Origin of the sequence: Streptomyces sp. NPDC057099 (genome assembly GCF_042671245.1) — a bacterium.
Classification (GTDB): domain Bacteria; phylum Actinomycetota; class Actinomycetes; order Streptomycetales; family Streptomycetaceae; genus Streptomyces; species Streptomyces purpurascens.
In genome coordinates, this window is record NZ_JBHUTX010000058.1 from 20,852 (window position 1) to 47,393 (window position 26,542).

The window sequence follows — 26,542 nt, forward strand, 5'->3', positions numbered from 1 at the left end:
CCGGGGGGAGCGTCGCGCGACATGGGGGAGACCAGGCTCATCCACGGCCGATACCGGCTGCTCGATCTGATCGGGCGCGGCGGCATGGGGGAGGTGTGGCGGGCACGGGACGAGTCCCTGGGCCGGCACGTCGCCGTCAAATGCCTCAAACCGCTGGGCCCCAACCACGACCACGCCTTCACTCGGGTACTCCGGGAGCGGTTCCGGCGCGAGGCCCGGGTGGCCGCCGCGCTCCAGCACCGGGGCATCACCGTCGTGCACGACTTCGGTGAGTCCGACGGCGTCCTCTACCTCGTCATGGAACTGCTGGACGGCCGCAATCTCAGTCAGCTCCTGGAGGACAACAAGCAGCACCCGCTGCCGGTCGCCGACGTCGTGGAGATCGCCGAGCAGGTCGCCGCGGCCCTCGCGTACTGCCACGAACAGAACATCGTCCACCGCGACCTGAAACCGGCCAACATCGTGCGGCTCGGCGACGGCACCGTGAAGATCTGCGACTTCGGCATAGCCCGCCTCGGCCACGACATCGGCTTCACCTCCCGGCTGACCGGCACCGGCATCGCCATGGGCACCCCGCACTACATGTCCCCGGAGCAGATCAGCGGCACCGAGGTCGACCAGCGCAGTGACCTGTACTCGTTCGGGTGCGTGCTCTACGAGATCGCCACCGGCGTACCGCCGTTCGACCTCGACGACCCCTGGGCGATCCTCGTCGGCCACCGCGACACCCCGCCCCGGCCGCTGCGCGAACACCGCCGCGAAGTGCCCGAGTACCTGGAGCGCGTGGTTCTGGACCTGCTGGCCAAGGAACCCGGCCAAAGACCCGACGACGCCCGTGAGCTGGCCCGCCGGATCAGCATGCACCGGGCCGCGCCGGCGTATGTCCCGACCGTGCTGGCGGCCCGTCCCGCGCCTGACGCGCTGGCGGGAGCGGGCCGGCTGCCGTCCTGGACCCAGGGCATGACCACCGGCCACAAGGCGGCCGGCGCCGGGCTGCGCACCGCACCGCCGGACCCGGCGGCCGGACTCTCCGGCGAATGGATCGCCCGGCCCGCCGCCGGCCCCGTCGAGGAACCCGTCCCCGAGGAACGGCCCACCCCGTCCCCGGACGTCCTGACCGCCCTGGCCGGCCGGCACAACGCGGGCCTGAGCCTCGGCCGGCTCGGCCGCTGGGCCGAAGCGGGGGAGGTGCACCGGGCGGTCGCCGCCGAACGCGAGCACCTCCTCGGCCCCGACCACCCCGACACCCTCGCCAGCCGCTACGAGGTCGCCTTCACCCTCAGCCGCACCGGCCGCGCCCAGGACGCCCTGCGCGAGTACAAGCACGTCACCGAGGCCAGGATCCGCAGCCACGGCGCCGACCACCCCGACACGCTCGCCGCCCGCCAGGAGATGGCCTACGTGCTCGGCCAGTTGGGCCGTCCCTTCGACGCCCACCGGGTGTACACCTCGGTGCTCACCGCCCGGGAGCGCACGATGGGGCCCGACCACCCCGACACCCTGCGTTGCCGGCACAACCTGGCCTTCAACCTCAGCCGCCTCGGCCGCCTGGAGGACTCCTACCGCATGGCCCGCGAGGTCGCCGCAGCCCGCGCACGGGTGCTCGGCCCGGACCATCCCGACACCCTCGTCACCCGGTACGAAGTCGCCTACGCCTTGGGACAGTTGGGTCGCTGGGCCGAAGCCCTGGAGACCTACCGTGAGGTCGCCGGGGCTCGCGCCCGGGCCCTCGGCGCCGACCACCCGGACACGCTCGCCGCCCGGCACGAGATCGGCATCAGCCTGGGCCGCCTCGGCCGCAGCGCGGAGGCCCTGGACCTCTACCGCGACCTGGCCGAGGACCGCACTCGCGTCCAGGGCCCCACCCATCCCGAGACCCTGCGCGCCCGCCACGGCCGCTGCGTCAACCTCGGACGGCTGGGCCGCTGGGAGCAGGCCCTCGCCGAGTCCCGGGACGTCGCCGCCGTCCGCGAGCGGGTCCTCGGCCCGGACCACCCGGACACCCTGGTCAGCCTCCGTGAGGTCGCCGTCGGCCTGGGCTGGCTGGCCCGCTGGGCCGACGCGCTCACCGAGTACCGGCGCGTCGCCGCCGCCCGCGAACGCGTCCTCGGCGCGGACCACCCCGACACCCTCGCCAGCCGCAACGACGAGGCACACTGCCTGCAGCAACTGGGCCGCGGTGCCGAAGCCGTGGCGCTCTACCGCCAGGTGGCGGCCCTGCGGGAGCAGCGGGCGTCGGCTGGGCGGTGACACACGGCGCAACCGGGTCGGGCAGCCCGGAAAGCCGGTCGGCCGACGCCCGGGAACCGGCCCGTGCGCGGCGACCGCACACGACCGGAGCCGACGCCTGAACACCGACTGCTGCGGGCCGGGCCGACCGCATGCCTAGACACCTGCACCCGAGATCGCGTCGCCCGGCCCGATGTCGACGAGCGGAGGGTCTGTTCGCCGGACCGACGCCACGACCGCAGGGCCCGCCGCGCGGATCGCGCCGATGGCCGATGAGCGCGCCGCCCCGGACTGGTGCCGACGATGGAGGAGCCCGTCGCCCGACCCGACGCCGACGAGCAAAGAACCCGCCGCCCACCTCGACACCTCCACCTGGAGGCTCGGCCGTCGTCGTCTGGCCGAGCCGGATCACCCCGTGTTACGAAGAACCATGACCGCACCCGAGGGACCCCGCGCACACCGGACGTACGACGCCGTTATCGTCGGCGGTGGCCACAATGGCCTGGTCGCCGCCGCCTATCTGGCCCGGGCCGGCCGCTCCGTGCTGGTTCTGGAGCAGTTGGACCACACCGGGGGCGCGGCGGTGTCCACCCGGCCGTTCGCCGGGGTCGACGCCCGGCTGTCGCGCTACTCGTATCTGGTCAGCCTGCTGCCGAAGAAGATCGTCCGGGACCTGGGCCTCGACTTCCGCGTCCGCACCCGCACCGTCTCGTCCTACACGCCCGCCGAGCGTGACGGCCGGCCCACCGGGCTGCTCGTCGGCGGTGGCGAACGTCGGACCAAGGAGGCCTTCGCCCGCCTCACGGGCTCGGACCGCGAGTACGAGGCCTGGCAGGAGTTCTACGGCATGACCGGCCGCGTCGCCCAGCGGGTCTTCCCGACCCTCACCGAGCCGCTGCCCACACGGGCGGAACTCCGCGACCGGCTAGACGACGAGCAGGCCTGGCGGACGCTGTTCGAGGAGCCGATCGGTGTCGCCGTCGAGGAGCGCTTCGCGGACGACCTGGTGCGCGGCGTGGTCCTCACCGACGCGCTCATCGGCACGTTCTCCGACGCCCACGACCCCTCGCTCAAGCAGAACCGTTGCTTCCTCTACCACGTGATCGGTGGCGGCACCGGCGACTGGGACGTCCCGGTCGGCGGCATGGGCGCCCTCACCGACGCACTCGCCGATGCGGCACGCGCCGCCGGCGCAGTCATCGCCACCGGCCACGAGGCGCTGCACATCGCCACGGACGGCCGAACCGCCGAGGTCACCTACCGGACGTCCGAGACCGAGGGCACCGTCGCCGCCCGGCACGTCCTGGTGAACGCCTCCCCGCAGGCCCTGGCGGAACTGACCGGCGACACACCCCCGGTTCCCGCCGAGGGCGCCCAGCTGAAGGTGAACATGCTGCTCAAGCGGCTGCCGCTGCTGCGGGACAGCGCCGTCGACCCGCGCGAGGCGTTCGCCGGCACCTTCCACATCGCCGAGGGCTACGGCCAACTGGCCACCGCCCACGCCCAGGCCGCCGCCGGTGACCTGCCCGCCGCGCCGCCCTCCGAGATCTACTGCCACTCGCTCACCGACCCGACCATCCTCGGGCCCGACCTGGCCGAGCAGGGCTACCAGACGCTCACCCTCTTCGGTCTGCACACCCCGGCCCGTCTGTTCGAACGGGACAACGACGCCGTACGCGAAGAGCTGCTGAAGTCGACCCTCGCCCAGCTCGACGCACACCTGGCCGAACCGCTCGCCGACTGTCTGGCCACCGACGCGGACGGACGGCCCTGCATCGAGGCCAGGACCCCGCTCGACCTGGAGCGGGACCTCGGCCTGCCCGGCGGCAACATCTTCCACCGCGAGCTGAGCTGGCCCTGGGCCCAGGACGGCACCGGCCGCTGGGGCGTGGAGACCGGCCACGCCAATGTGCTGCTGTGCGGTGCCGGAGCGGTGCGCGGCGGCGGAGTGAGCGGGGTGCCCGGGCACAACGCGGCGATGGCGGTACTGGAGGACGACCCCCGGTGACCCCTCAGTCCGCCGACTGCGTCCACCCGACCGCCTGAAGGCGCGACGCGTCCGCCGGGCGGGTCTCGTCGAACAGGACGCCGCCCGCCGTCTCGACCCGGAGTCCGTCCACGTAGCAACCACGCCCGACGTACAGGCGGTCCGTCGCGTACCGCCAGCGCAGGGCGAGTCCCCGCGCGGCGGGGACATCCGCGGTGAGCCGGTGCCAGACGCGGCCGGACCAGCCGGTGACCGAGCCCGACGGATGCTGCCGGGGATCCTCGCCCCGGCGGGACGTCGTGAAGGGCACCGCCTGCCAGGTCGTGCCACCGTCGGTCGTGGCCTCCAGGACCAGGGCGTCGGCCTTCGGCTCGGTGTCCCACCACAGCGCGCAGCGCAGCCGCGCCCCGCCGGCGGACGTGTCGAGCGCGGGGAGAGCGAGCGTCGCCGTCGAGGAGACCGCCATCCCGGAGAACCAGGCGCCGCGTCCTCGCACCGGCCGGACCGGCACGGCCCGTGCCAGGTTGTTCGCGGCGGCGACCCGAGGGGCGGACCCGGAACGCCAACTCCGTACCGGATGCACGGAGTTGCCGAGCACGACGAGGAAGGAGTCGGTCGTCGGGTCGAGCACCAGCGAGGTGCCCGTGAAGCCGGTGTGCCCGGCGGTGCGCGGCGTGGCCATCGCGCCCATGTACCAGTGCTGGTAGAGCTCGAAGCCGAGGCCGTGTTCGTCGCCGGGGAAGGCGGTGTTGAAGTCCGTGAACATCAGCTCCACCGACTCCGGCGTCAGGATCCGCGCCCGCCCGTAGACACCGCCGTTGAGCAGCGTACGGCCGAGGACCGCGAGATCCCACGCGTCGGAGAACACACCCGCGTGGCCCGCGACCCCGCCCAGGCTGAAGGCGTTCTCGTCGTGCACCTCGCCCCACACCAGGCCCCGGTCGAGGCCGGACCACGGAGGGCGTGCGTCCTCCGTGGCGGCGATCCTCGGCCGCCAGGAGGCGGGCGGGTTGTAGCGGGTGCGGCGCATGCCGAGCGGCGCGGTGATCTCGTCCCGCAGGAGGGTGTCCAGGGGGCGGCCCGTGATCCCTTCCAGCACGAGTTGGAGCGAGACGAGGTTCAGGTCCGAGTACAGATACGCCGTGCCCGGCGCGCTCACCGGTTTCTCGTTCCAGATGAGCTGGAGTTTCTCCTCGTAGGTCGGCGCCTTGTACAGCGGGATCCAGGCGCGGAAACCGGAGGTGTGCGTGAGGAGCTGACGGATCGTGATGTCCTGTTTGCCCGCGCGTCCGAAGTCCGGCAGGTACGAGGCGACCTTGCCCTCCAGCTCCAGCCTGCCCCGCTCGATCTGCTGCACGGCGAGGATCGAGGTGAACAGCTTCGACACCGACGCCAGGTCGAAGACGGTGTCCTCGGCCATGGGGATCTGCTGGTCCCGCGGGAACTCCACACCGGTGTCGTTCTTCTCGTCGTAGGCCTCGTAGCGCACCGCCATGCCGATGGGGCGGTGCAGGGCGACGGTGCCGCCCCGTCCGGCGAGCAGGACGGCGCCCGCGTACCAGGGGTGCGCGGGGGAGGGGCCGAGGAACGCCTCGGCGTCGGTGACGAGCCGGCGAAGGTGGGAGGAGAGCAGTCCGGCGCGTGCGGCCGAGCCGTGCCGCAGGGTGGGGTGGTGACGTGTCTCCGGGGCGGCCGCGGCGGGCCCCGCGGGCAAGGAGGCGAGGGCGAGCGCACCGCCCAAGGCCAGGGCCCGTCCGCCCAGTTGCCGCCGGGTCGGTTCAGCGGTCGCCGCTCTGTCTGCCGCTCCCTCGGTCACCGCACACCCCTTCGCCTCAACCGTCTCGCATGTCCCCGAAAGTATGTCCGCCGCACGCCCTCATGAATCTGACCGAGAATCTGACGGTGTATCAGAAAACCCCTTCCGTCCTCCGGAGGACTCCGGCATCCTGCGCCCATGCAGACGGAGCTGAGCCAGAAACTGGGAGTCGAGCACGCCGTCTTCGGCTTCACGCCGTTCCCCGCCGTCGCCGCGGCCATCAGCCGGGCCGGCGGCTTCGGCGTGCTCGGCGCGGTCCGCTACACCGCCCCCGACGAGCTCAAACGCGACCTGGACTGGATCGAGGCGCACGTGGACGGCCGCCCGTACGGCCTGGACGTCGTGATGCCGGCGAAGAAGGTCGAGGGTGTGACCGAAGCCGAGGTCGAGGCGATGATCCCCGAGGGGCACCGGCAGTTCGTCCTGGACACCCTCGCCAAGCACGGCGTGCCCGAACTCGCCGAGGGCGAGGTGTCCGGATGGCGCATCACCGGCTGGATGGAGCAGGTCGCCCGCAGCCAGCTCGACGTCGCCTTCGACTACCCGATCAGGCTCCTCGCCAACGCCCTCGGCTCCCCGCCCGCCGACGTCATCGCCCGCGCCCACGACCAGGACGTGCTCGTCGCCGCGCTCGCGGGCAGTGCCCGGCACGCCCGCAAGCACCAGGACGCCGGGATCGACATCGTCGTGGCGCAGGGCTACGAGGCCGGCGGCCACACCGGTGAGATCGCCTCCATGGTGCTCACGCCCGAGGTCGTCGACGCGGTCGCCCCGCTGCCCGTGCTGGCCGCCGGCGGCATCGGCAGCGGACAACAAGTGGCCGCGGCACTCAGCCTCGGGGCTCAGGGTGTGTGGCTGGGCTCCCTATGGCTGACCACCACGGAAGCGGACCTCCACTCGCCCGCCCTGACCCGCAAACTGCTCGCGGCCGGCTCCGGCGACACCGTCCGCTCCCGCGCCCTGACCGGCAAGCCCGCACGCCAGCTGCGCACCGAGTGGACCGACGCCTGGGACGACCCGGCCGGGCCCGGCACCCTGCCCATGCCGCTGCAGGGCCTGCTCGTCGCCGAGGCCGTCTCGCGCATCCAGAAGCACGAGGTCGAACCTCTGCTGGGCACCCCGGTCGGGCAGATCGTCGGCCGGATGAACAGCGAACGCAGCGTCCAGGCCGTCTTCGACGACCTCACCCGCGGCTTCGAACAGGCCGTGGACCGCGTCAACCGCATCGCCGGAAGGAGCGGCCAGTCGTGAGCACACCCGCAGTGGGCTTCTGGGCCCAGGCCACACAGGACCCCGACCGCCCGGTGCTCGTCGCGCCCGACGGCGAGGAGTGGACCGCCGGACGCCTGCACGCCGCCGCCAACCGGCTCGTGCACGGCCTGCGTGCCGCCGGACTCGAACGCGGCGACACCTTCGCCGTGGTCCTGCCCAACGGCGTCGAGTTCCTGACCGCCTATCTGGCCGCCAGCCAGGCCGGGTTCTACCTCGTCCCGGTCAACCACCACCTGGTCGGACCGGAGATCGCGTGGATCGTCTCCGACTCCGGAGCCCGGGTCCTCCTCGCCCACGAGCGCTTCGCCGACGCGGCACGCGACGCCGCCGACGAGGCCGGCCTCCCGGCCACTCACCGGTACGCCGTCGGCACGGTCGAGGGCTTCCGGCCGTACGCCGAACTCCTCGACGGACAGCCCGAGTCGGCGCCCGCCGACCGCACCCTCGGCTGGGTCATGAACTACACCTCGGGCACCACCGGCCGCCCCCGCGGCATCCGCCGCCCCCTGCCGGGCAAGCCGCCCGAGGAGGCCTACCTCGGCGGTTTCCTCGGCATCTTCGGCATCCGGCCGTTCGACGACAACGTGCACCTGGTGTGCTCGCCGCTCTACCACACTGCCGTCCTGCAGTTCGCCGGAGCGTCCCTGCACATCGGCCACCGGCTGGTCCTGATGGACAAGTGGACGCCCCGGGAGATGCTCCGCCTCATCGACGGCCACCGCTGCACCCACACCCATATGGTCCCCACCCAGTTCCACCGCCTGCTGGCCCTCCCCGACGAGGAGAAGGACCGCTACGACGTCTCCGCCATGCGGCACGCCATCCACGGCGCCGCGCCCTGCCCCGACCACGTGAAACGGGCCATGCTCGACTGGTGGGGCCCCTGTGTGGAGGAGTACTACGCGGCCAGCGAGGGCGGCGGCGCCTTCGCCACCGCCGAGGACTGGCTGAAGAAGCCCGGCACCGTCGGCAAGGCCTGGCCCATCAGCGAACTCGCGATCTTCGACGACGACGGCAACCCGCTGCCGCCCGGCGAACTCGGCACCGTCTACATGAAGATGAACACCGGCGGCTTCTCGTACCACAAGGACGAGGCCAAGACCCGCAAGAACCGCATCGGCGACTTCTTCACCGTCGGCGACCTCGGCCACCTCGACGAGGACGGCTATCTCTTCCTGCGCGACCGCAAGATCGACCTGATCATCTCCGGCGGCGTCAACATCTACCCGGCCGAGATCGAGTCGGCCCTGCTCGCCCACCCCGCCGTCGCGGACGCCGCCGTCTTCGGCATCCCGCACGACGACTGGGGCGAGGAGGTCAAGGCCGTCGTCGAACCGGCCCCCGGACACCGGCCCGGACCCGCCCTCGCGGCCGACCTCCTCGACCACTGCACCCACCGGCTCGCCGGATACAAGCGGCCCAGGAGCGTCGACTTCATCACCGAGATGCCCCGCGATCCCAACGGCAAGCTGTACAAGCGGCGGCTGCGGGAGCCGTACTGGGAGGGCCGGAACCGACCGGTGTGAGGTGACGCAGCGGCTTTGGTCGCACAGACGTCATCCTTTGGTCGGAGGGCGCTCGCCCTCCGGCCGATGTCCCGCCGGGCCCCGCTTCCCTAGCTTGACGACATGACGATCGCGACCGAAGAGGAACCGCTGAGGCGGGGCGCCGTACGGCCCGGCGAGCGGGCCCTCGCCCCCGATCTCGCCCGCGGGATCATGCTGCTGGGCATCGTGCTGTCCAACACCGCCTTCCACCTCTGGGCGGCCCGGCGCGGGCCCTCCGGATGGCAGCCCGCGGACGGCTCGTGGCTGGACCACGCCGTGCAGTTCACGATGATCATCGTGCTCGACCTGCGGGTCTATCCGCTCTTCGCGTTCCTCTTCGGCTACGGCATGACGCAGCTCTACCTCCGTCAGACCGCCGCCGGCACCGACCCGCGCGACGCCGCGAGAATCCTGCGCAGGCGCAGCCTCTGGCTGATCGTCATCGGCCTGACGCACGCAACCCTGCTGATGGCGGGGGACATCGTCGGCTTCTACGGAGTCCTGAGCCTCGTCCTCGGCCTGGCCTTCCTGCGGCGCGGCGAACGGGCCCTGAAGTGGTGGATCCGGATCGGGGTCGCCCTGATCCTGCTCGTCTCGGCCGGGCCCGTCCTCTCGGCCCTGCTCCGGGGCGAGCTGGGCACGTTCGGCGATGCCGGGGCCGACCCGGGCTTCAAGGCGTACGCATCGCAGGAGGAGAACTGGCTCACCGCGGCGGGCACCCGACTCCAGACCGGCCTGTTCGTCACTTTCGTCGCCGCCCCGCTGACCCTCGTCGGCGGCGGATACATCCTCTTCCTGCTCGGCTTCTGGACCGCGCGCCGCCGCATCCTGGAGGAACCGGGCCGCCACCGCACGCCGCTGCGCCTGACGGCGGTGCTCGGCATCGCGGTCGGCTGGCTCGGAGCGCTCCCCGCCGCACTCGCCCACATCGGCGTCCTGCACGTGCCGGACGACATGCAGAGCGAGTCCGGAGCGCTCACGGTGCTCCGCGACATCACCGGCAACGCCGCGGGCCTCGGCTATGTCGCGGCCGTCGCCCTCTTCGCACACTGGTGGACCACCCGCGGGCCCCGGCGCGGAGCGACGGCGGTGGCCGCGGTGACCTCCGTCGGGAAGCGGTCCCTGTCCTGCTACCTCGCCCACTCGCTGCTCTTCGCCCCGGTGCTGGCCGCCTGGGGACTCGGCCTCGGCGAGCATCTGGGCAGTGCCACCATGGCGCTCTTCGCGTTCGCCGTCTGGCTGGTCACGGTGGCCGGAGCGTACGCCCTGGAACGCGCCGGCCGCCGGGGCCCCGCCGAAACGGTGCTGCGCCGGATGATGTACGGCCGCCGGGCGGGATGAACGGGGTGCCGCCCTGGAGCGGCACCCCACCGGCACGGTCAGCGCCGCTCGTGCACCCGGACGACCTTCAGCTTCGGCGAGGACAGGATGTCCTTCTCGCAGAAGCGCGACGTCACCCACTTCTCACCGGAGAACAGCCGCGTCTGATCGGCGAAGTGCGGCGACTCGGGGTTCGACGACTGGGAGTAGGTCAGGAGGGTGCGGGCCACCGGACAGCGACCGCCGTCCCAGCCCACCGCCTGGAGGTGGCTGGAGCCGAACGGCACCTCCGTGTAGCCACCGCCGGCCGCGTCCCACGTCGGCTGGATCACGTTCCACACGCCGAGCTGCCCCGCGCCGCCCGGCACCGGAAGGCGCTCGCCGTCACGGACGACGAACTGGTGTGCGCCGAGCGGCGCGTCGGGCGCGATGCCCGCGGCCCGCAGTTCCGTCACCGTGTCGGCGAGCGCGGTGGCGAGGCCGGGAGCGTCCGTGTTCAGCGTGTTCGGGGTACGTACCGGGTCGGCAGCCGAGAAGGGCACCTTCCACAACTGGCCCGGCGGCACCGCCTGTTCCAGCCTCCGCCAGAACCGGTCGAAGAGCAGCGCGCCCCGGCTCCCGGTGTCCATGGTGCGGTCCCACGCCTTCAGCACCCCGCAGGCCTCCGACACGTCGACGGGCTTGCCGTCACTGCCGGTCGCCGTACCGCCGGGCAGTGCGGCGCACGCCCGTGCCACGTCCCCGGCGGCGAGATCACCCGCCGGCACCCGGTTGGCGAACTGCTGCCGCTGCAGGTCGCGTACGGTCAGACGGCCCTTGTCCGCCATCGCCGCCACGTCCTCGATCCCGCCGCGCGTGCGCAGGCCGAGCTGCGTGCCCACCGTGCCGAAGACCCGCTCGTACCCGGTGATCGGCCGGTCGGCGTTGGTCATCCACGCGGTGCCGTTCGAGTTCTCCACGTACGGCGCGTCCTTGAGCGTCGGCATCCTCGCCGGGCCGAAGATGCCCGGCCCCACGGCGTCGGGGTCGCTGCCGAGGGCACAGTCGCCGCGCGAGCCGTCGAGGATCGCGATACCGGACGCCGGATACGTGGTCCTGCCGAGCTCCGTCGAGCAGCGCTCGGCCAGCCCGTCGGTGATGCGGGGGAGTACCTGGGACTGGGTGTAGAGGGAGTGTCCCGCCCGGTCGGCGGCGATCGTGTTCACCCACGGGATGCCCTGGTGCCGCGCGAGCGACGCGAGGACGTCGTCGGTGCTCTTCGCCTTGCTGAAGCCGAGCGAGGTGTCGGCGAAACGGAGGTTCGCGGCGTTCGGGTCGTACAGGGCGTACGCCGTCGTGCTGGTCCACGGCAGCGGGACCTGAGAGCTCAGCGAGGTGACGACGGGGCCGTAGCGGGTCCACCACTGGGTGCGGGTCACCGGCGCGCCGTCCTTCACCGCGACCGTCACGGTCCGCTTCCTCATCCGCTCCGGCTTGCCGTCCACGAGGTAGGTCGTGGGATCGGCCGGATCCAGCGTCAGCCGGTGGAGGTTGGCCGGGACGCCGGTCGAGACGGTGTGACTCCACGCCACATTGGCGTTGAACCCGATGGAGATCGCCGGGGTGCCGAGCAGGGAGCCGCCGGAGACGTTCAGCTCGCCGGGGATCGTCTGCTGCGACTGCCAGAACCGGCGCCCGCCCTCCCAGGGGTAGTGCGGGTTGCCCAGCAGCAGACCGCTGCCGTTCGCCGTCGTGTCGCCGCGGAACGCGACCGCGTTGGAGCCCATGCCGGGGTCGCCCCACAGCTCGTCCGCCGCCTTCGCCACGGCCTTGGCGTCCGGCTTGCGGGGAGAGGAGCCGCTCCCGGCGGTCGGGGGCTTAGCGGTCGTGATCGTGTCCACGAAGCGCCCCTCGCCGGAGATCGAGGCGATGGCGAGCGAGCGGGCGGCCACGTCGAGCTCGGTGACCGGCCGGATCCAGGAGGCGCCCGCACAGGCGGGATCCGTGATCTTGTTCTTCTTCAGCCAGGCGTTGTACCCGGCCGCCCAGCCCCGCATCATGCCCCGGGCGTCGCGGCTGGGGCCCATGGGAGCGGGCTCGGCGAGCACCTTCTCCACGCTGCGCCTCTCCCGGACCCCGCGGAAGTACAGATCACTGGCGAGGTTCGTCCTGGCCCCGGAGAGAGCGCCGTCGGCGGCCGTGTCGGCGCCGAAGTGCCGGGAGCGCTCGCCCCGCAGGGTCACGAACCCGTCGGCGAGCGTGCAGACCTCGTCGGCGGCCTGCGCCCAGCCCGTGCCGAAGCCCAGGTCGGCGTAGTTCTTCGCGAGGATGTGCGGGATGCCGTACTCGGTGTAGCGGATGACGGCGGACAGGCCGTCACGCGAAGGGTGCTGCTCCGCTCGCCCCTGGCCCGGGGCGGCGGCCGCGGGTAACGCGGACGCGGCCGTGAACAGCGCCGTGGCCCCGAGAACGAGGCGTCTCAGGCGGTTGCGCATGGTGCCCTCCAACATCGTTGAGGGAAAGGAGACTTGAGCGTACAAATGTTGTTGGTTCACATGTCAGTACCATCACAGCGGACGCCGCTGGCGACGGCAGGGTTGATCCGGTCGGTCCTTGACCTCCCCGGGCGGCCGACCGAGGATCACTTGTCATGACAACGCCCGGACACGGCAGCACGGTCGACGGAGTCCTACGACGTAGCGCCCGGCGCACACCGGCGCGCGTCGCGGTGGAGTACGGCGAGCGCACCTGGACCTACGACGAACTCGACACCGCCGTCTCCCGCGCGGCGAGCGTCCTCCTCGACCAGGGCCTGTCCCCCGGGGACCGGGTCGGCGCCTACGGCCACAACTCCGACGCCTACCTGATCGCCTTCCTGGCCTGCGCCCGAGCGGGCCTGGTGCACGTACCCGTCAACCAGAACCTCACCGGCGACGACCTCGCCTACATCGTCGGCCAGTCCGGCAGCTCCCTGGTCCTCGCCGACCCGGTCCTCGCCGGCCGGCTCCCCGACGGCGTACGCACAGCGCCCCTGCGCGACGCCGACGACTCGCTGCTCGCGCGGCTGGCCGAGGCGCCCGTGTACGACGGCCCCGAGCCGCGCCCCGAGGACCTCGTGCAACTGCTGTACACCTCCGGGACGACCGCGCTGCCCAAGGGCGCGATGATGACGCACCGGGCTCTGGTGCACGAGTACCTGAGCGCCATCTCGGCCCTCGACCTCAGCGCGGGGGACCGCCCCGCGCACTCGCTGCCCCTGTACCACTCGGCGCAGATGCACGTCTTCCTGCTGCCGTACCTCGCGGTCGGCGCGACGAACCTCGTCCTCGACGCGCCCGACGGCGACCGGATCCTCGACCTGGTCGAAGCGGGCCGCGTGGACAGCCTGTTCGCCCCGCCCACCGTCTGGATCGCCCTGTCCAACCGCCCCGACTTCGCCACCCGCGACCTGAGCGGCCTGCGCAAGGCCTACTACGGGGCGTCGATCATGCCGGTCCCCGTACTGGAACGGCTGAAGGAACGCCTCCCCAAGCTCGCCTTCTACAACTGCTTCGGCCAGAGCGAGATCGGCCCCCTCGCAACGGTCCTCGCCCCCGAGGAGCACAAGGGCCGCATGGACTCCTGCGGCCGTCCCGTGCTGTTCGTCGACGCCCGCGTGGTGGACGAGGACGGCGAGGCCGTACCCGACGGCACCCCCGGCGAGATCGTCTACCGCTCCCCGCAACTGTGCGAGGGCTATTGGGACAAGCCCGAGGAGACCGCCGAGGCCTTCCGCGACGGCTGGTTCCGCTCCGGCGACCTCGCGGTCCGTGACGCGCACGGCTACTTCACGATCGTCGACCGGGTGAAGGACGTCATCAACTCCGGGGGTGTCCTGGTCGCTTCACGCCAGGTCGAGGACGCCCTGTACACCCACGCCCAGGTCGCCGAGGCCGCGGTCGTCGGCCTCCCCGACGAACGCTGGATCGAGGCCGTCACTGCCGTCGTCGTCCCGCGCGGCGAGGTCACGGAGGCGGAACTGATCGCCCACGTCCGCGAGAAGCTCACCCCCTTCAAGGCCCCGAAGCGCGTGGTCTTCGTGGACGGACTCCCGCGCAACGCCAGCGGGAAGATCCTCAAGCGGGAGCTCAGGAAGGACCTCGGAGGCGGCGGGCCGGGGTCGGCGGCGTCAGAAGGGTGACGTCGTACCCCCGGCAGAACCCGGTTGCGCCCCAGTGGCGTCGAGCCTGAGGATCGACCGCATGCCGATCTTCAGCGCCCCGGACGGGACCCGACTCGCCTGCCACATCCGTGGCGAGGGCGAGCCGCTCGTCGTGTTGCCCGGCGGCCCCATGCGGGCCTCCGCGTACCTCGGGAACCTGGGCGGCCTCGACGCCCACCGGCAGTTGGTCCTGCTCGACCTGCGCGGCACGGGCCGGTCCGAGATCCCGGCGGATCCCGCGACGTACCGCTGCGACCGGCTCGTGGACGACGTCGAGGCGTTGCGGCGCCACCTGGGCCTGGAGCGGATGGACGTGCTGGCGCACTCGGCGGGCGGGAGTCTCGCCATGCTCTACGCGGCGCGCTGTCCGGAGCGCTTGGGACGGCTGGCCCTGGTCACCGCCACTCCTTGGGCGCTGGGCCTGCCGGCCACGGCCGAGGACCGGCTGGCGGCGGCCCGGCTGCGCGAGCCGGAGCCCTGGTTCACCGACGCCTTCCCGGCGTTCGAGGCCTGGCTGACCGGCACCGCGGACTTCGACCCCGTGTTCCTCCCGTTCTTCTACGGACGCTGGGACTACGCCGCCCGGGCCCACGCCGGCCGGGAGGAGGACGAGACCAACGACGACGCGGGGGAGCTCTATGGTGCGGACGGCGCCTATGACCCGGACGCGACCCGGACCGCGCTCGCCCGCGTCACCGCCCCGGTGCTCGTCCTGGCCGGAGAAGTCGACGGCGGCCCGCGTCCCGGCCTCGCCCGGCGCGCCGCCGAGGTCTTCCCGGCCGCCGAGTTCGCGGTGCAGCCGGGGGCGGGGCACTACCCGTGGCTGGACGACCCGGAATGGTTCGTGCGCCGCGTGGCCGCCTTCTTCGCCGGAGGGGAGTGAGGCCTCCTTCTGCTGTCGGCAGAGGGGGCCCTGCCTTCCGACCACCCGTGGCTACCGTTCCCGGCATGGACACAGAGCGGCGTACCGTACGGGCGAACGGCATCACCCTGGCGTACCGAGCCTGGGGACCGCAGGACGCGCCGCCCGTCCTGCTCCTCCATGCCCGCGGGGCCGACGGTGCCGACTGGTCCGAGACCGCCCCCGCACTGGCCGCCGGGCCCCGCCGGGTCTACGCCCCGGACCTTCGCGGGCACGGCCGCAGCGACTGGCCCGGCGACTACGCCTACGAGACCATGCGCGACGACGTACACGCCTTCCTCACCGCCCTCGGCATCGCCCGCGCCGATCTCGTGGGCCACTCGCTCGGCGGCGCCGTCGCCTGCCTGCTCGCCCAGCACAGCCCGCACCTCGTGCGGCGCCTTGTGCTGGAGGACGTACCCGCGCCGTTTCCCCTGGACCCGCCGCGACCGCTCGCCGAACGTCCCGGCGGGGACCTGCCGTACGACTGGGCGATGATTCTCGCCACCGACCGGCAGCGCAACGCCCCGGATCCTGTGTGGTGGGACCACATGGGGCGGATCACCATGCCCACGCTGTTGATCGGTGGCGGGCCCACCAGTCCCATCCCTCAGGAGCAGATCGCCGCCCTGGCCGATCTGCTTCCCGATGCCCGGCGCGTCACCATCGACGCCGGGCATCTCGTGCACGAGGTTCGGCCCGGGGAGTTCCTCGCGGCCGTCGAGGAGTTCCTCAGCCCTGCGGACCGTACGCCGTCATGAAGCGGTCGCGGAACTTGTCCATGCCCCACCGGGGCGCGTTCTCCGCGGGCTTGAGGCCGTCGGTCCAGCCCCAGTCGGCGACCCGGTCCAGGACCTTCTTGTCCTTGGCGACGATGGTGATCGGCACGTCCTTGCCGGTGTCCCCGGCGGTGACGGTCGGCACCGGCTGGTGGTCGCCCAGGAAGACGAGGACCGTGTTCTCGTCGCCGTAGCGCTCGAGCCACTCGGTGATGCTCCGGATCGAGTACTCGATGGCCTTCCGGTACTCGGTGCGCACCTTCTCCGGGTCCTTCCAGACCTCCGTCGGGTTGGTGCCCTCCTTCTTGATCTGGTGGAACACCGAGCCGTCGCCGAGGTCCTCCCAGTCGATCATCCGCGCGATGGGCGACCACGGGTTGTGGCTGGAGGCGAGGATGATCTCCGCCATGATCGGCTCACGGTCCTTCTTGCCGTGCTCCAGGCGCTGGAAGGCCTCCATGCTGAACTGGTCGGGCACGGGCGTCCAGCTGAAGTACGGGCCGTGATAGCCGAGGTGCTCGGAGTCGTAGATGTGGTTCAGGCCGAAGTACTTCCCCTCCGGCCAGGCCCGGCGCACCCCGGGCACCACGCCGACGGTCCGCCAGGCCTTCGTCTTGCCGAAGTAGTTGGTCAGCGTCATACGGTCACTGGTGGTCAGGCTGCGGTACCGCTGCTGGTTCTTGATCCACAGCCCGGACAGGAACGTCGAGTGGGCGAGCCAGCTGCCCGCGCCCGTCACCGGCGACTGCAGCCAGCCGCTGCGCGACTCGAACCCGGCCGCCTTCAGCGAGCCGGTGCCCTCCTTGAGCACCGAGTCGATCCGGGGCGCCATCGCCGGGTCGTCGATCGCGACCCGGCCGTAGCTCTCGATGAACGTGAACAGCACGTCCTTGCCCCGCAGCCCCGTGAGCAACTGGTCGGGCGGCGTCTTCGCGAAGGCGTCCACGGCGGCCTGCTTCCGGAACACCCGCGCGTCCGCCAGGCCCGCTTGCACCTGCTCCACCCGGTTGCCGATGAACTCGGCGTTGCCCTTGGTGGCGAACGGCACGCTGCCGATCTGCACGCCCAGCGTCATGGCGGTGATCCACGCCGTGCCGAGGATCAGTGTCGTACGGGCGGCGACGGGACGGTGGCTCACCATCAGGTTCGTCAGCCGCACCATGGCCAGCGTCGTGAGGACCAGCACCGCGATGAACAGGACGATCACACCGACCACGGCCAGTACCTGGCCGGTACGGCCGAACGTCTCCCTCAGGAAGTCCGTCGCGTTCTCGATCAGTATCCAGTCCAGGACCAGATCGAAGGGCCGGGCCAGCACCTGGTAGAAGCCCATGTCGACGAACTTCAGGATGGTGACCAGCCCGAGGAACGCACCCGAGACGATCGCCGCGAACCGCCGGGCCCGCGACGGCAGCGCGAGCAGCAGGCCCGCGAGCAGCACGCCCTCAGCGGGAATGCGGACGAACGAGGCGAACTCGACCTTCTCCGTCTGGTTGGGCACGAGGAGCGCGAAGAACACGAGCGCACCGGCCAGGACGGTCGTCCCGACGCTGACGCCGCGTGCGGTGCGGGGGTAGCGCCGCCGCCATCCGAACCAGCCGGCCTTTGCCGCGCCAGGCGCCTCATCAGGAACAGCGTCGGTGTCTACTTTCCGCGCGGGGGCTGTGCCATCGGCCCCACCGCCCGCTTCCACCTCGACCGCACCGGCATCGGACTCCGTCCTGTCGGTATCGCCGTCGATATCGGCCGTGCCGGTGCCGGTGCCGGTGCCCGTGTCGCTGTCGGGCTCGGGGGCCGTCGCCCCGGTGTCCTTGTCCGGATCCGCCGCGGCTCCGACTCCGTCCGCCCCCGACCCCTTCCCACCGGCATCGTCATCCGGTTCCGCCCCGTCCCCGTTCGAGTCCGACTGCTGACGGGAGCGAGTGAAGAGCGACACCCGGGGGTCCTTCCGTGCGGTCTTGCTAGGCATGGCAAACAGAGCCCGGTGAACCGAGCCTGCCACCACCAGTACGTCCGCAGGTCACCTTAGGTTCAATCGACAGGCCGGAGAATCACTCGTCCGCCGCCACCGCCACGTCTCGCGCCCACCGGTAGTCCGCCTTGCCGCTCGGCGACCGCTGGACCGACTCCGTGATCACCAGCTGGCGCGGGATCTTGTAGCCGGCGAGCCGGTCACGGCAATGCGCCCGGATGTCCTCCAGCGACGGCCGCGCCGCCCCGTCACGCAGCTGCACCACGGCCGCCACATGGTGGCCCCACTGGGGGTCCGGCACCCCGGCCACCAGCGCGTCGTAGACGTCCGGGTGGGACTTGAGGGCCTGCTCGACCTCCTCCGGGTACACCTTCTCGCCGCCGGTGTTGATGCACTGCGAGCCGCGCCCCAGGACGGTGACCACGCCCTCCTCGTCGACCGTGGCCATGTCGCCGAGCAGCACCCACCGCTCGCCGCCCCTCTCGAAGAAGGTCCCGGCGGTCTTGGCGGGGTCGTTGTAGTAGCCGAGCGGCACATGTCCGCACTGGGCGATCCGCCCCACCTCACCGGCCGCCACGGGCTCGTACGTGGCCGGGTCCACGACCTGCGTACGGGAGTGGACCCGGATCCGGAAGCCCCGCTCGGGGCCCGAGTCCTCGGTCGCCGTGCCGTTGAAACCGGACTCCGACGAGCCGAAGTTGTTCAGCAGCATGGCGTTCGGCACCAGTTCCTGGAACTGCCGGCGCACCGTGTCCGACATGATCGCGCCGGAGGACGACACGCTGAACAGCGAGGAGCGGTCGATGTGCCGCAGGGGACCGCCCAGCGCGTCGATCAGCGGCCGCAGCATCGCGTCGCCCACCAGCGAGATGCTGCTGACCCTCTCCTTCTCCACGGCCCGCAGCACCTCCTCGGGCACGAACTTGCGGTGGATCACGACCCGCTGCCCGAAGTTGAACCCGATGAACGCCGTGAGGGTGGAGGTGCCGTGCATCAGCGGAGCCGTCGGGAAGAAGGTGATCCCGGCCCCGCCTGCCGCGACACGCTCGGCCAGCTCCTCCGGCTTCTTCACCGGCTCACCGGTCGGGGCACCCCCGCCGAGACCCGCGAAGAACAGATCCTCCTGCCGCCACATCACTCCCTTGGGCATCCCGGTCGTACCGCCGGTGTAGATGATGAACTGATCGTCGGCAGACCGCGGCGCGAACTCGCGCTCAGGCGATCCCCCTGCCTCGGCATCCGCGAACTCCGTACACGGCACCGAGGCGGCCCCCGGCGCCGGCGCCCCCACCCGGACCAGATGCCGCAGCTTCGCCGCCCGCGGCCGCGCCGCCGCCACCCGGTCCGTGAACTCGGCGTCGAAGACCAACGCCACCAGATCCGCGTCCCGGTAGAGGTACACCAACTCCTCTTCCACATAGCGATAGTTGACATTGACGGGGACGATCCGAGCCTTCAGGCAGCCCAGCACCGTCTGCAGATACTCCACCCCGTTGTAGAGGTGGAGGCCCAGGTGCTCACCGGGCCGTATCCCGCTGTCGAGCAGGTGGTGACCGACGCGGTTGGCCGCCGCGTCCAGCTCCGCGTACGTCAGACGGCGCTCCGCGCCCGTACCGGGATGGTCGGCGTACACCAGCGCCTCACGGCCGGGGACGACGTCGACGACCGACTCGAACAGGTCGGCAAGGTTGTACTCCACCGCTCCTCCTGACCCGGGACGTGCCTGGCATCGGACGGTTCGCCGGTCATCAGAGCAAAGGGCGGTCCAACTGTGAAGGGTCCGCGCGAAGAAAACTGACTACCTGTCAGAAAACCCTTGAAGTGCCTCACGCCCTACTGCAACCTGTTCTCGTTCTTCGAGAGGGGAGTTGGCCATGGGTGGGACGGAACACCTCACCGTGCGGCGCGAAGGCGCCACACTGGTGCTCACGCTCAACAGGCCGGAGGCCAGGAACGCGCTCTCGCTGCCGATGCTCGTCGGCCTCTACGACGGCTGGCTCGAGGCCGACGCGGACGACTCGGTCCGCTCGGTCGTGTTCACCGGCGCGGGCGGCTCGTTCTGCTCCGGCATGGATCTCAAGGCCCTCGCCGGGAACGGCATGGCCGGCGAGGAGTACCGCGACCGGCTCAAGGCCGACCCGGACCTGCACTGGAAGGCGATGCTGCGCCATCACCGCCCCCGAAAACCGGTGATCGCAGCCGTCGAGGGGTACTGCGTCGCGGGCGGCACCGAGATGCTCCAGGGCACCGACATCCGCGTCGCCGGCGAATCGGCGACCTTCGGCCTGTTCGAGGTCAAGCGGGGCCTGTTCCCCATCGGCGGCTCCACGGTCCGGCTGCAACGCCAGATCCCGCGCACCCACGCCCTGGAGATGCTCCTGACCGGCCGCCCCTACAGCGCCCGCGAAGCCGCCGCCACAGGCCTGGTCGGCCACGTCGTCCCCGACGGCACCGCACTCGCCAAGGCACTGGAGATCGCCGAACAGATCAACTCCTGCGGCCCGCTGGCCGTCGAAGCCGTCAAGGCCTCCGTCTACGAGACCGCGGAGATGACCGAGTCCGACGGCCTCGCGGCCGAACTCACCCGGGGCTGGCCGGTGTTCGACACCGCCGACGCCAAGGAGGGCGCCCGCGCCTTCGCGGAGAAACGACCGCCCGTCTACAAGCGCGCCTGACCGCCCCTCCCGTCCGCGCGCCCGACCGAAGGAGCCCTGTGGCATGCCCGAAGTCCTCAAAGCCCCCCTCGTCGTCGAGTTCCCCTTCACCCGCTCCCTCGGCCCCGTCCAGAGCGCCTTCCTGACCGGCCTGCGCGAACGCGTCGTCCTGGGGGTACGGGCGAGCGACGGCCGCGTCCTCGTCCCGCCCGTCGAGTACGACCCCGTCACGGCCGAGGAGATCCGCGACCTCGTCCCCGTCGGTCTCACGGGTACCGTCACCACCTGGGCCTGGAACCACGAACCCCGTCGGGGCCAACCGCTGGCCACGCCCTTCGCCTGGGTCCTGGTGCGACTCGACGGCGCCGACACAGCGCTCCTGCACGCCCTCGACGCCCCCGGCCCCGACGTCGTCCACACCGGCATGCGCGTCCGTGTCCGCTGGGCCGGGCAACGCACCGGTGCCATCACGGACATCGCCTGCTTCGAGCCGTACGACGGCGAGGTCTCCACCGTCACCGTCCACGCGGGCGAGTTCGAGAACCCCGTCACCGGCATCGTCGCCGCCGCCCGCCTCGACTACACCTACTCGCCCGGCCGCGCCCAGACCGCCTACATCGACGCCCTCGGCGGCCGACGCACCGTCGGCGAGCGCTGCCCGTCCTGCCGGAAGGTCTACGTCCCGCCGAGGGGCGCGTGCCCCACATGTGGGGTGGCCACAGCCGAACAGGTCGAGGTGGGGCCGCGCGGCACGGTGACCACGTTCTGCATCGTCAACATCAAGGCGAAGAACCTGGACATCGAGGTGCCGTACGTCTACGCCCACATCGCCCTCGACGGCGCCGGCCTCGCCCTGCACGGTCGCATCGGCGGCATCCCCTACGACGAGGTCCGCATGGGGCTGCGGGTCGAACCGGTGTGGACGGAGGGCGCCCGCTACCCCGACCACTACCGGCCTACGGGTGAGCCCGACGCGGACTACGACACCTACAAGGAGCTGCTGTGACGAGCGCACCGCGGGACCGCGAGATCGCCGTCGTCGCCTTCGCCCAGACCGCCCACCGGCGCACCAGCGAGGAGCACTCCGAGGTGGAGATGCTGATGCCGGTGCTGCACGAGGTCCTCGACCGGACCGGCCTGAAGACCGCCGACATCGACTTCACCTGCTCCGGCTCCAGCGACTACCTCGCCGGCCGCGCCTTCTCCTTCACCCTCGCCCTCGACGGCGTCGGCGCCTGGCCGCCGATCTCCGAGTCCCATGTCGAGATGGACGGCGCCTGGGCCCTGTACGAGGCCTGGACCAAACTCCTCACCGGCGACGCCGACACCGCCCTGGTCTACTCGTACGGCAAGTCCTCGCCCGGCCCGGTCCGCGACGTCCTGACCCGCCAGCTCGACCCGTACTACCTGGCACCCCTGTGGCCCGACTCCGTGGCGCTCGCCGCCCTCCAGGCACAGGCCCTCATCGACGCCGGCGACACCGACGAGCCCGCCCTCGCGGCCGTCGCCGCCCGCAACCGGGAGGCGGCCTCCGCCAACCCGCACGCGCAGCTCAAGGGCCCCGTGCCGCAGGGCGACTACCTCGTACGACCCCTGCGCACCGGCGACTGCCCGCCCATCGGCGACGGCGCCGCCGCCGTGATCCTCGCGGCCGGAGACCGGGCCCGTGAACTGTGCGCACGCCCCGCCTGGATCCGAGGCATCGACCACCGCATCGAGGCCCACGGCCTCGGCGTGCGCGACCTGACCGACTCGCCCTCCACCCGCCTGGCCGCCGAGCGGGCCGGCGCCTTCGAACGGCCCGTCGACACCGCCGAGCTGTACGCGCCCTTCACCTCGCAGGAGATCGTCCTGCGCAAGGCCCTCCGGCTCGGCGACGGCGTCCACGTCAATCCGTCCGGCGGCGCGCTCGCCGCCCACCCGATCATGGCCGCCGGACTCATCCGCCTCGGAGAGGCCGCCGCCCGCATCCACCGCGGCGAGTCCGACCGCGCCCTCGCCCACGCCACGTCCGGCCCCTGCCTGCAGCAGAACCTGGTCGCCGTACTCGAAGGGGATCCCCGATGAGCAGGGAGCCCGTGGCCGTCGTCGGCATCGGCCAGACCAAGCACGTCGCGGCACGCCGGGACCTGTCGATCGCCGGACTGGTCCGGGAGGCGGCACGACGCGCGCTCGACGACGCCGAGCTGACCTGGGCCGACATCGATGCCGTCGTGATCGGCAAGGCGCCCGACTTCTTCGAGGGCGTCATGATGCCGGAGCTCTACCTCGCAGACGCGCTCGGAGCCGTGGGAAAGCCGATGCTCCGTGTGCACACCGCCGGGTCGGTCGGCGGCTCCACCGCGCTCGTCGCCGCCAACCTCGTCGCGGCCCGCGTCCACGGCACCGTCCTCACCCTCGCCTTCGAAAAACAGTCCGAGTCGAACGCCATGTGGGGCCTGTCCCTGCCGATCCCCTTCCAGCAGCCCCTGCTGGCCGGGGCCGGCGGTTTCTTCGCCCCGCACATCCGCGCCTACATGCGGCGCAGCGGCGCACCCGAGTCGATCGGCGCCCTGGTCGCCTACAAGGACCGGCGCAACGCGCTCAAGAACCCCTACGCCCACCTGCACGAACACGACATCACCCTGGAGAAGGTGACGGCCTCGCCCATGCTGTGGGACCCGATCCGCTACTCGGAGACCTGCCCCTCCTCCGACGGCGCCTGCGCCATGATCCTCACCGACCGCGCCGGAGCCGCCCGGGCGCCACGGCCACCCGCCTGGATGCTCGGCGGCGCGATGCGCAGCGAACCCACCCTCTTCGCCGGCAAGGACTTCGTCTCCCCGCAGGCCGGACAGGACTGCGCGGCCGACGTCTACCGGCAGGCCGGGATCACCGACCCCCGCCGGGAGATCGACGGCGCCGAGATCTACGTGCCCTTCTCCTGGTACGAGCCGATGTGGCTGGAGAACCTCGGCTTCGCCGACGAGGGCGAGGGCTGGAAGCTCACCGAGGCGGGCGTGACCGAACTGGACGGGGACCTGCCCGTCAACATGTCGGGCGGCGTCCTGTCCACCAACCCCATCGGCGCCTCCGGCATGATCCGCTTCGCGGAGGCGGCGCTCCAGGTGCGCGGCCAGGCCGGGGAGCACCAGGTGGACGGCGCCCGCAGGGTCCTCGGACACGCCTACGGCGGGGGATCACAGTTCTTCTCGATGTGGCTCGTGGGGGCACAGCCCCCCAAGTCCTGAAACGACTCCCGATACGACTCCTTAAAGGTCCCCCTCACGTGCCCTGTTGGCCATGGGAAGCGATCGCTAGGCTGGCCGCGGACGACGAACCGGGAGGAGCACGGACGTGGCCGAGACCACCACCCAGCAGCGCCCGCTCATGGGCTGGGACAAGCCGGAGCTGGACCTCACCAACGCCGACTGGCAGTCCAGCAGCCGTGGCGTGGGGGATGTCCAGATCGCCTTCGTGGAGGGCTTCATCGCCATGCGGAACAGTGGCCGCCCGGAAAGCCCTTCCCTGATCTTCACGCCCGACGAGTGGGGCGCGTTCGTGTCGGGAGCGCGGGAAGGGGAGTTCGACCTCACGTGACGCGGGCCGGGTGAGCCGTCCCGGAGGCCGTGATCCGACGGCCGATCCGGGGGTGTTGCGCCCGCATTTCCGGACACGCGACCTGAGACATCCTCCCGGGGCCGGCCCCTGAGCCAGGCTGGCCCCCGGAAGGGACGGTCGTATCCCGGAGGTGAGGTATCCATGAGCACCCTGCCGGTCATCGCGGCGGTCGACGGTTCGGACGACAGCCTGCGCGCCCTGGAGTGGGCCCTCGACGCCGCCCGTCGGCGTTCGGCGCCCCTGCGCGTGGTCCATGTACGCCAGTACGCCCACTGGGCACAGCCCGAGGTCCTCGACGCCGGGCCGGCGGACCCACAGGACGACCCCGTCCTCGACCGGGTCCGCACCCGCCTGGAAGCACGCTCCGACCAGCCCGATACGGAGTACGTCGGACTGGAGGGCGCGGTCGGCGCCGTCCTACCTGAACTGGGAGCCTCCGCCCAACTGCTGGTGCTGGGCTCCCGGGGCCGTGGCGGGTTCGCCGGCCTCATGCTCGGCTCCAACGGCATGGCCGCCGCCCGTGACGCCGAGTGCCCTGTCGTCGTGGTGCCCCGGACCGGAGGCGATGTGCGGGACGACGGCCCCGGCCGCCGGGTCGTCGTCGGCCTCAAGGTGGACGGCCCCGACGAGGCCACGCTCGAGTTCGCCTTCGCCGAGGCCGCCCGGCGCGGCGCGCGGCTCCAGGCGGTCGCCGCCTACCCGTGGCCCGCGCAGCCCTGGATGATGCCCGGGGAGATGCCCCCGCCGGTGGTCGACCAGGACGTCATCGAGGACGAGGCCCGGGTCCTCGCCGAGGGCTTCCTCGCCCCGTACCGCGAACGGCACCCCGACGTCCGGGCCGAGCCGCTCGCCGCGGCGGGCGACGCGGCCGGACACCTCGTGGCGGCCTCCCAGGACGCCGACCTCGTCGTGGTGGGCCGGCACCGACGGCACCTGCTGGCACCCGCCCGCATGATGGGCTCGGTCACCCACGCCGTCCTGCTGCACGCCGCTAGCCCCGTCGCGGTGGTCCCGCCGGCACCGCCCGAGGACTGACCTCGCTGTAATGGATACCGGCAGGCCTATCATTAGCCCCATGCGGGAACCGATCAGCAGGGACGCCCGGCTCGCCCTGGACCTGGCCCTCACCGTCCGGCACGACGGCGACGGCGGCGTGGCCGACGATCTGACCGACCCGGCGGGCCTGACCGCCTGGCTCCGGGATCACGCCGAGGTCCTGCCGGACGCCGAGGGGTTCACCGTCGACGCCGCGCGGCTCGCCGCCGTCCGCGAGCTGCGTGCCGCCGCCCGCGCGCTCTTCGCCCGTGCCGTGCGCCCCGGCGAGCCCAGCCCCGCGGACGCGGCCCGCCTCCTGCCCGAGGCCGAGGCCGTGCGGCGCCTCAACGAGGCGGCCGCCCGCACCCCCACCGTGCCGGTCCTGCACTGGCCCCGGGAGTCCGGACCCGTCGTCCACCAGCGGCCGGTACACGGCGCCGACGACCTGACGGCAACCCTCGCGCACGCCGTGATCGCGTTCCTCGCGAGCCCCGACCGCGACCGGCTGCGAGCCTGCCACGCACCGCGCTGCGTGCGGTACTTCCTCAAGGAGCACCCACGCCAGGAGTGGTGCAAACCGTCCTGCGGCAACCGCGCCCGGGTCGCCCGCCACCACCAGCGGCACCGGGCGTCGGTCTAGGCCGACCGGGACGGCGCCCTCCCGACACTTCGCAGGCCGGGACACGTACCATTGGCGACATGTCGTTCCTCCGCCGCCGCAGCGCCACTCCCGCCGGGCCTGACTTCGACGTACTGGCCATGGACCCGGGCGACTGGCCCGGCAACCTCGGTGCGGGACTGCTGCCCGCCCCCGACGGCACCTGCCAGGGCGTCTTCCTGCGCTACGACCTGTTCGGCGGCCGCGGCCCCGCGATGATCATCGGCAACCTGCCCGAGGGCTCCCCGGCGCGCGAGGTCCCCGAGGGGCAGGTCCCCTTCGAGGTGGCCCAGCTGCTGCTGGCGCTGGAGAACGACGAGGAGGTCACCGTCGTCAGCACCGAGGACGTGCCGGTGATGCAGGGCGACAACCTTCTGATCGTGCGCCGCGTCAAGCTCTCCGAGGGCCGGATCTCCTGCGTGCAGTTCGACCGCAGCGACAACGTCCTGGTGACCATCGCCGCCTGGGACCGCCCCATCACGGACGACCTGTACGCCCTCCTCAAACCCCTGCCCGCGGAGCTGTTCCAGCAGGGCTGAACCGGCGGTGGTATGCCCCACACGAAAGGGCCGCTGTACGCCTGGACAGGCGT

At 72.1% G+C, this 26,542-nt stretch carries 19 protein-coding genes and 1 pseudogene; 16 read left to right on the forward strand and 4 right to left on the reverse strand.

All coding sequences use genetic code 11. The annotated features are described in order from the left end of the window. Positions 1–21: 21 nt before the first annotated feature. Both ACFT4A_RS37825 and ACFT4A_RS37830 read left to right on the forward strand, forming a co-directional pair. A complete protein-coding gene (locus ACFT4A_RS37825) occupies positions 22–2,250 on the forward strand; it encodes a tetratricopeptide repeat protein (protein ID WP_382839901.1) in 2,229 nt (742 codons plus the stop codon). Positions 2,251–2,659: 409 nt separating this feature from the next. Beyond that, positions 2,660–4,237: a phytoene desaturase family protein gene (locus tag ACFT4A_RS37830; protein ID WP_382839903.1), complete on the forward strand. Its 1,578-nt coding sequence runs from the start codon at positions 2,660–2,662 to the stop codon at positions 4,235–4,237. 4 nt (positions 4,238–4,241) lie between these two features. Here the strand turns inward: ACFT4A_RS37830 and ACFT4A_RS37835 are convergent, their stop codons facing one another. Continuing rightward, positions 4,242–6,032 carry a serine hydrolase gene (locus ACFT4A_RS37835; RefSeq protein ID WP_382839905.1) on the reverse strand — a complete coding sequence of 597 codons (1,791 nt, stop codon included), beginning with the start codon at positions 6,030–6,032 and terminating at the stop codon, positions 4,242–4,244. Between the two features lie 138 nt (positions 6,033–6,170). Here ACFT4A_RS37835 and ACFT4A_RS37840 point away from each other — a divergent pair, with 138 nt between their 5' ends. The 3 genes from ACFT4A_RS37840 to ACFT4A_RS37850 all read left to right on the forward strand — a co-directional run bounded on the left by ACFT4A_RS37840 (position 6,171) and on the right by ACFT4A_RS37850 (position 10,192). Then, a complete protein-coding gene (locus ACFT4A_RS37840) occupies positions 6,171–7,283 on the forward strand; it encodes an NAD(P)H-dependent flavin oxidoreductase (RefSeq protein ID WP_382839907.1) in 1,113 nt (370 codons plus the stop codon). Beyond that, entirely contained in the window at positions 7,280–8,830 is a 1,551-nt protein-coding gene (locus ACFT4A_RS37845) for an acyl-CoA synthetase (protein ID WP_382839909.1), read from the forward strand. The genes ACFT4A_RS37840 and ACFT4A_RS37845 overlap by 4 nt, the downstream gene beginning before the upstream one ends. A gap of 102 nt (positions 8,831–8,932) precedes the next feature. Next, positions 8,933–10,192, forward strand: coding sequence for a DUF418 domain-containing protein (locus tag ACFT4A_RS37850; RefSeq protein WP_382839911.1), 1,260 nt, complete (start codon positions 8,933–8,935; stop codon positions 10,190–10,192). A gap of 38 nt (positions 10,193–10,230) precedes the next feature. Here ACFT4A_RS37850 and ACFT4A_RS37855 read toward each other — a convergent pair whose 3' ends face one another. After that, positions 10,231–12,645, reverse strand: a complete 2,415-nt coding sequence (locus ACFT4A_RS37855; RefSeq protein ID WP_382839913.1) for an acylase — start codon at positions 12,643–12,645, stop codon at positions 10,231–10,233. Between the two features lie 155 nt (positions 12,646–12,800). Between ACFT4A_RS37855 and ACFT4A_RS37860 the strand changes: the two genes are divergently transcribed. The 3 genes and pseudogenes from ACFT4A_RS37860 to ACFT4A_RS37870 all read left to right on the forward strand — a co-directional run. Then, positions 12,801–14,330 (forward strand): acyl-CoA synthetase, encoded by a 1,530-nt coding sequence (locus tag ACFT4A_RS37860; RefSeq protein WP_382839915.1) that lies wholly within the window; start codon positions 12,801–12,803, stop codon positions 14,328–14,330. A gap of 61 nt (positions 14,331–14,391) precedes the next feature. Then, positions 14,392–15,234 (forward strand): alpha/beta fold hydrolase, encoded by an 843-nt coding sequence (locus tag ACFT4A_RS37865; protein ID WP_382839918.1) that lies wholly within the window; start codon positions 14,392–14,394, stop codon positions 15,232–15,234. Between the two features lie 65 nt (positions 15,235–15,299). Beyond that, positions 15,300–16,013, forward strand: a pseudogene (locus tag ACFT4A_RS37870) (alpha/beta fold hydrolase); the annotation flags it as partial. On the opposite strand, the gene ACFT4A_RS37875 reads toward ACFT4A_RS37870, so the two are convergent. Together ACFT4A_RS37875 and ACFT4A_RS37880 are read right to left on the reverse strand one after the other, a co-directional pair. Continuing rightward, positions 15,985–17,967: a sulfatase gene (locus ACFT4A_RS37875; RefSeq protein WP_382839920.1), complete on the reverse strand. Its 1,983-nt coding sequence runs from the start codon at positions 17,965–17,967 to the stop codon at positions 15,985–15,987. The pseudogene ACFT4A_RS37870 and the gene ACFT4A_RS37875 sit on opposite strands and share 29 nt — an antisense overlap. 115 nt (positions 17,968–18,082) lie before the next feature. Further along, complete coding sequence (locus tag ACFT4A_RS37880) at positions 18,083–19,702, reverse strand: acyl-CoA synthetase (RefSeq protein WP_382839922.1); 1,620 nt, start codon at positions 19,700–19,702, stop codon at positions 18,083–18,085. Between the two features lie 175 nt (positions 19,703–19,877). On the opposite strand from ACFT4A_RS37880, the gene ACFT4A_RS37885 reads away from it, so the two are divergent. The 8 genes from ACFT4A_RS37885 (at position 19,878) to ACFT4A_RS37920 (ending at position 26,489) form a co-directional block, all read left to right on the forward strand. Next, positions 19,878–20,678: a crotonase/enoyl-CoA hydratase family protein gene (locus ACFT4A_RS37885; RefSeq protein WP_382839924.1), complete on the forward strand. Its 801-nt coding sequence runs from the start codon at positions 19,878–19,880 to the stop codon at positions 20,676–20,678. A 43-nt stretch (positions 20,679–20,721) separates the two neighbouring features. After that, on the forward strand, positions 20,722–21,663 hold the full coding sequence (locus tag ACFT4A_RS37890; RefSeq protein WP_382839926.1) for a Zn-ribbon domain-containing OB-fold protein: 942 nt from the start codon (positions 20,722–20,724) through the stop codon (positions 21,661–21,663). After that, a complete protein-coding gene (locus ACFT4A_RS37895) occupies positions 21,660–22,724 on the forward strand; it encodes a thiolase domain-containing protein (protein WP_382839928.1) in 1,065 nt (354 codons plus the stop codon). Before ACFT4A_RS37890 ends, ACFT4A_RS37895 begins: the two co-directional genes overlap by 4 nt. Further along, the gene (locus tag ACFT4A_RS37900) at positions 22,721–23,887 is read left to right on the forward strand and encodes a thiolase domain-containing protein (protein WP_382839930.1); all 1,167 of its coding nucleotides are present in this window, start codon (positions 22,721–22,723) and stop codon (positions 23,885–23,887) included. The genes ACFT4A_RS37895 and ACFT4A_RS37900 overlap by 4 nt, the downstream gene beginning before the upstream one ends. Before the next feature lie 106 nt (positions 23,888–23,993). After that, on the forward strand, positions 23,994–24,236 hold the full coding sequence (locus ACFT4A_RS37905; protein WP_215123856.1) for a DUF397 domain-containing protein: 243 nt from the start codon (positions 23,994–23,996) through the stop codon (positions 24,234–24,236). Positions 24,237–24,398: 162 nt separating this feature from the next. Further along, positions 24,399–25,292, forward strand: a complete 894-nt coding sequence (locus ACFT4A_RS37910; RefSeq protein ID WP_382839932.1) for a universal stress protein — start codon at positions 24,399–24,401, stop codon at positions 25,290–25,292. 40 nt (positions 25,293–25,332) lie between these two features. Beyond that, a complete protein-coding gene (locus ACFT4A_RS37915; protein ID WP_382839935.1) occupies positions 25,333–25,932 on the forward strand; it encodes a CGNR zinc finger domain-containing protein in 600 nt (199 codons plus the stop codon). A 59-nt stretch (positions 25,933–25,991) separates the two neighbouring features. Further along, a complete protein-coding gene (locus ACFT4A_RS37920) occupies positions 25,992–26,489 on the forward strand; it encodes a hypothetical protein (protein WP_003987988.1) in 498 nt (165 codons plus the stop codon). The last annotated feature ends 53 nt before the right edge of the window (positions 26,490–26,542 follow it).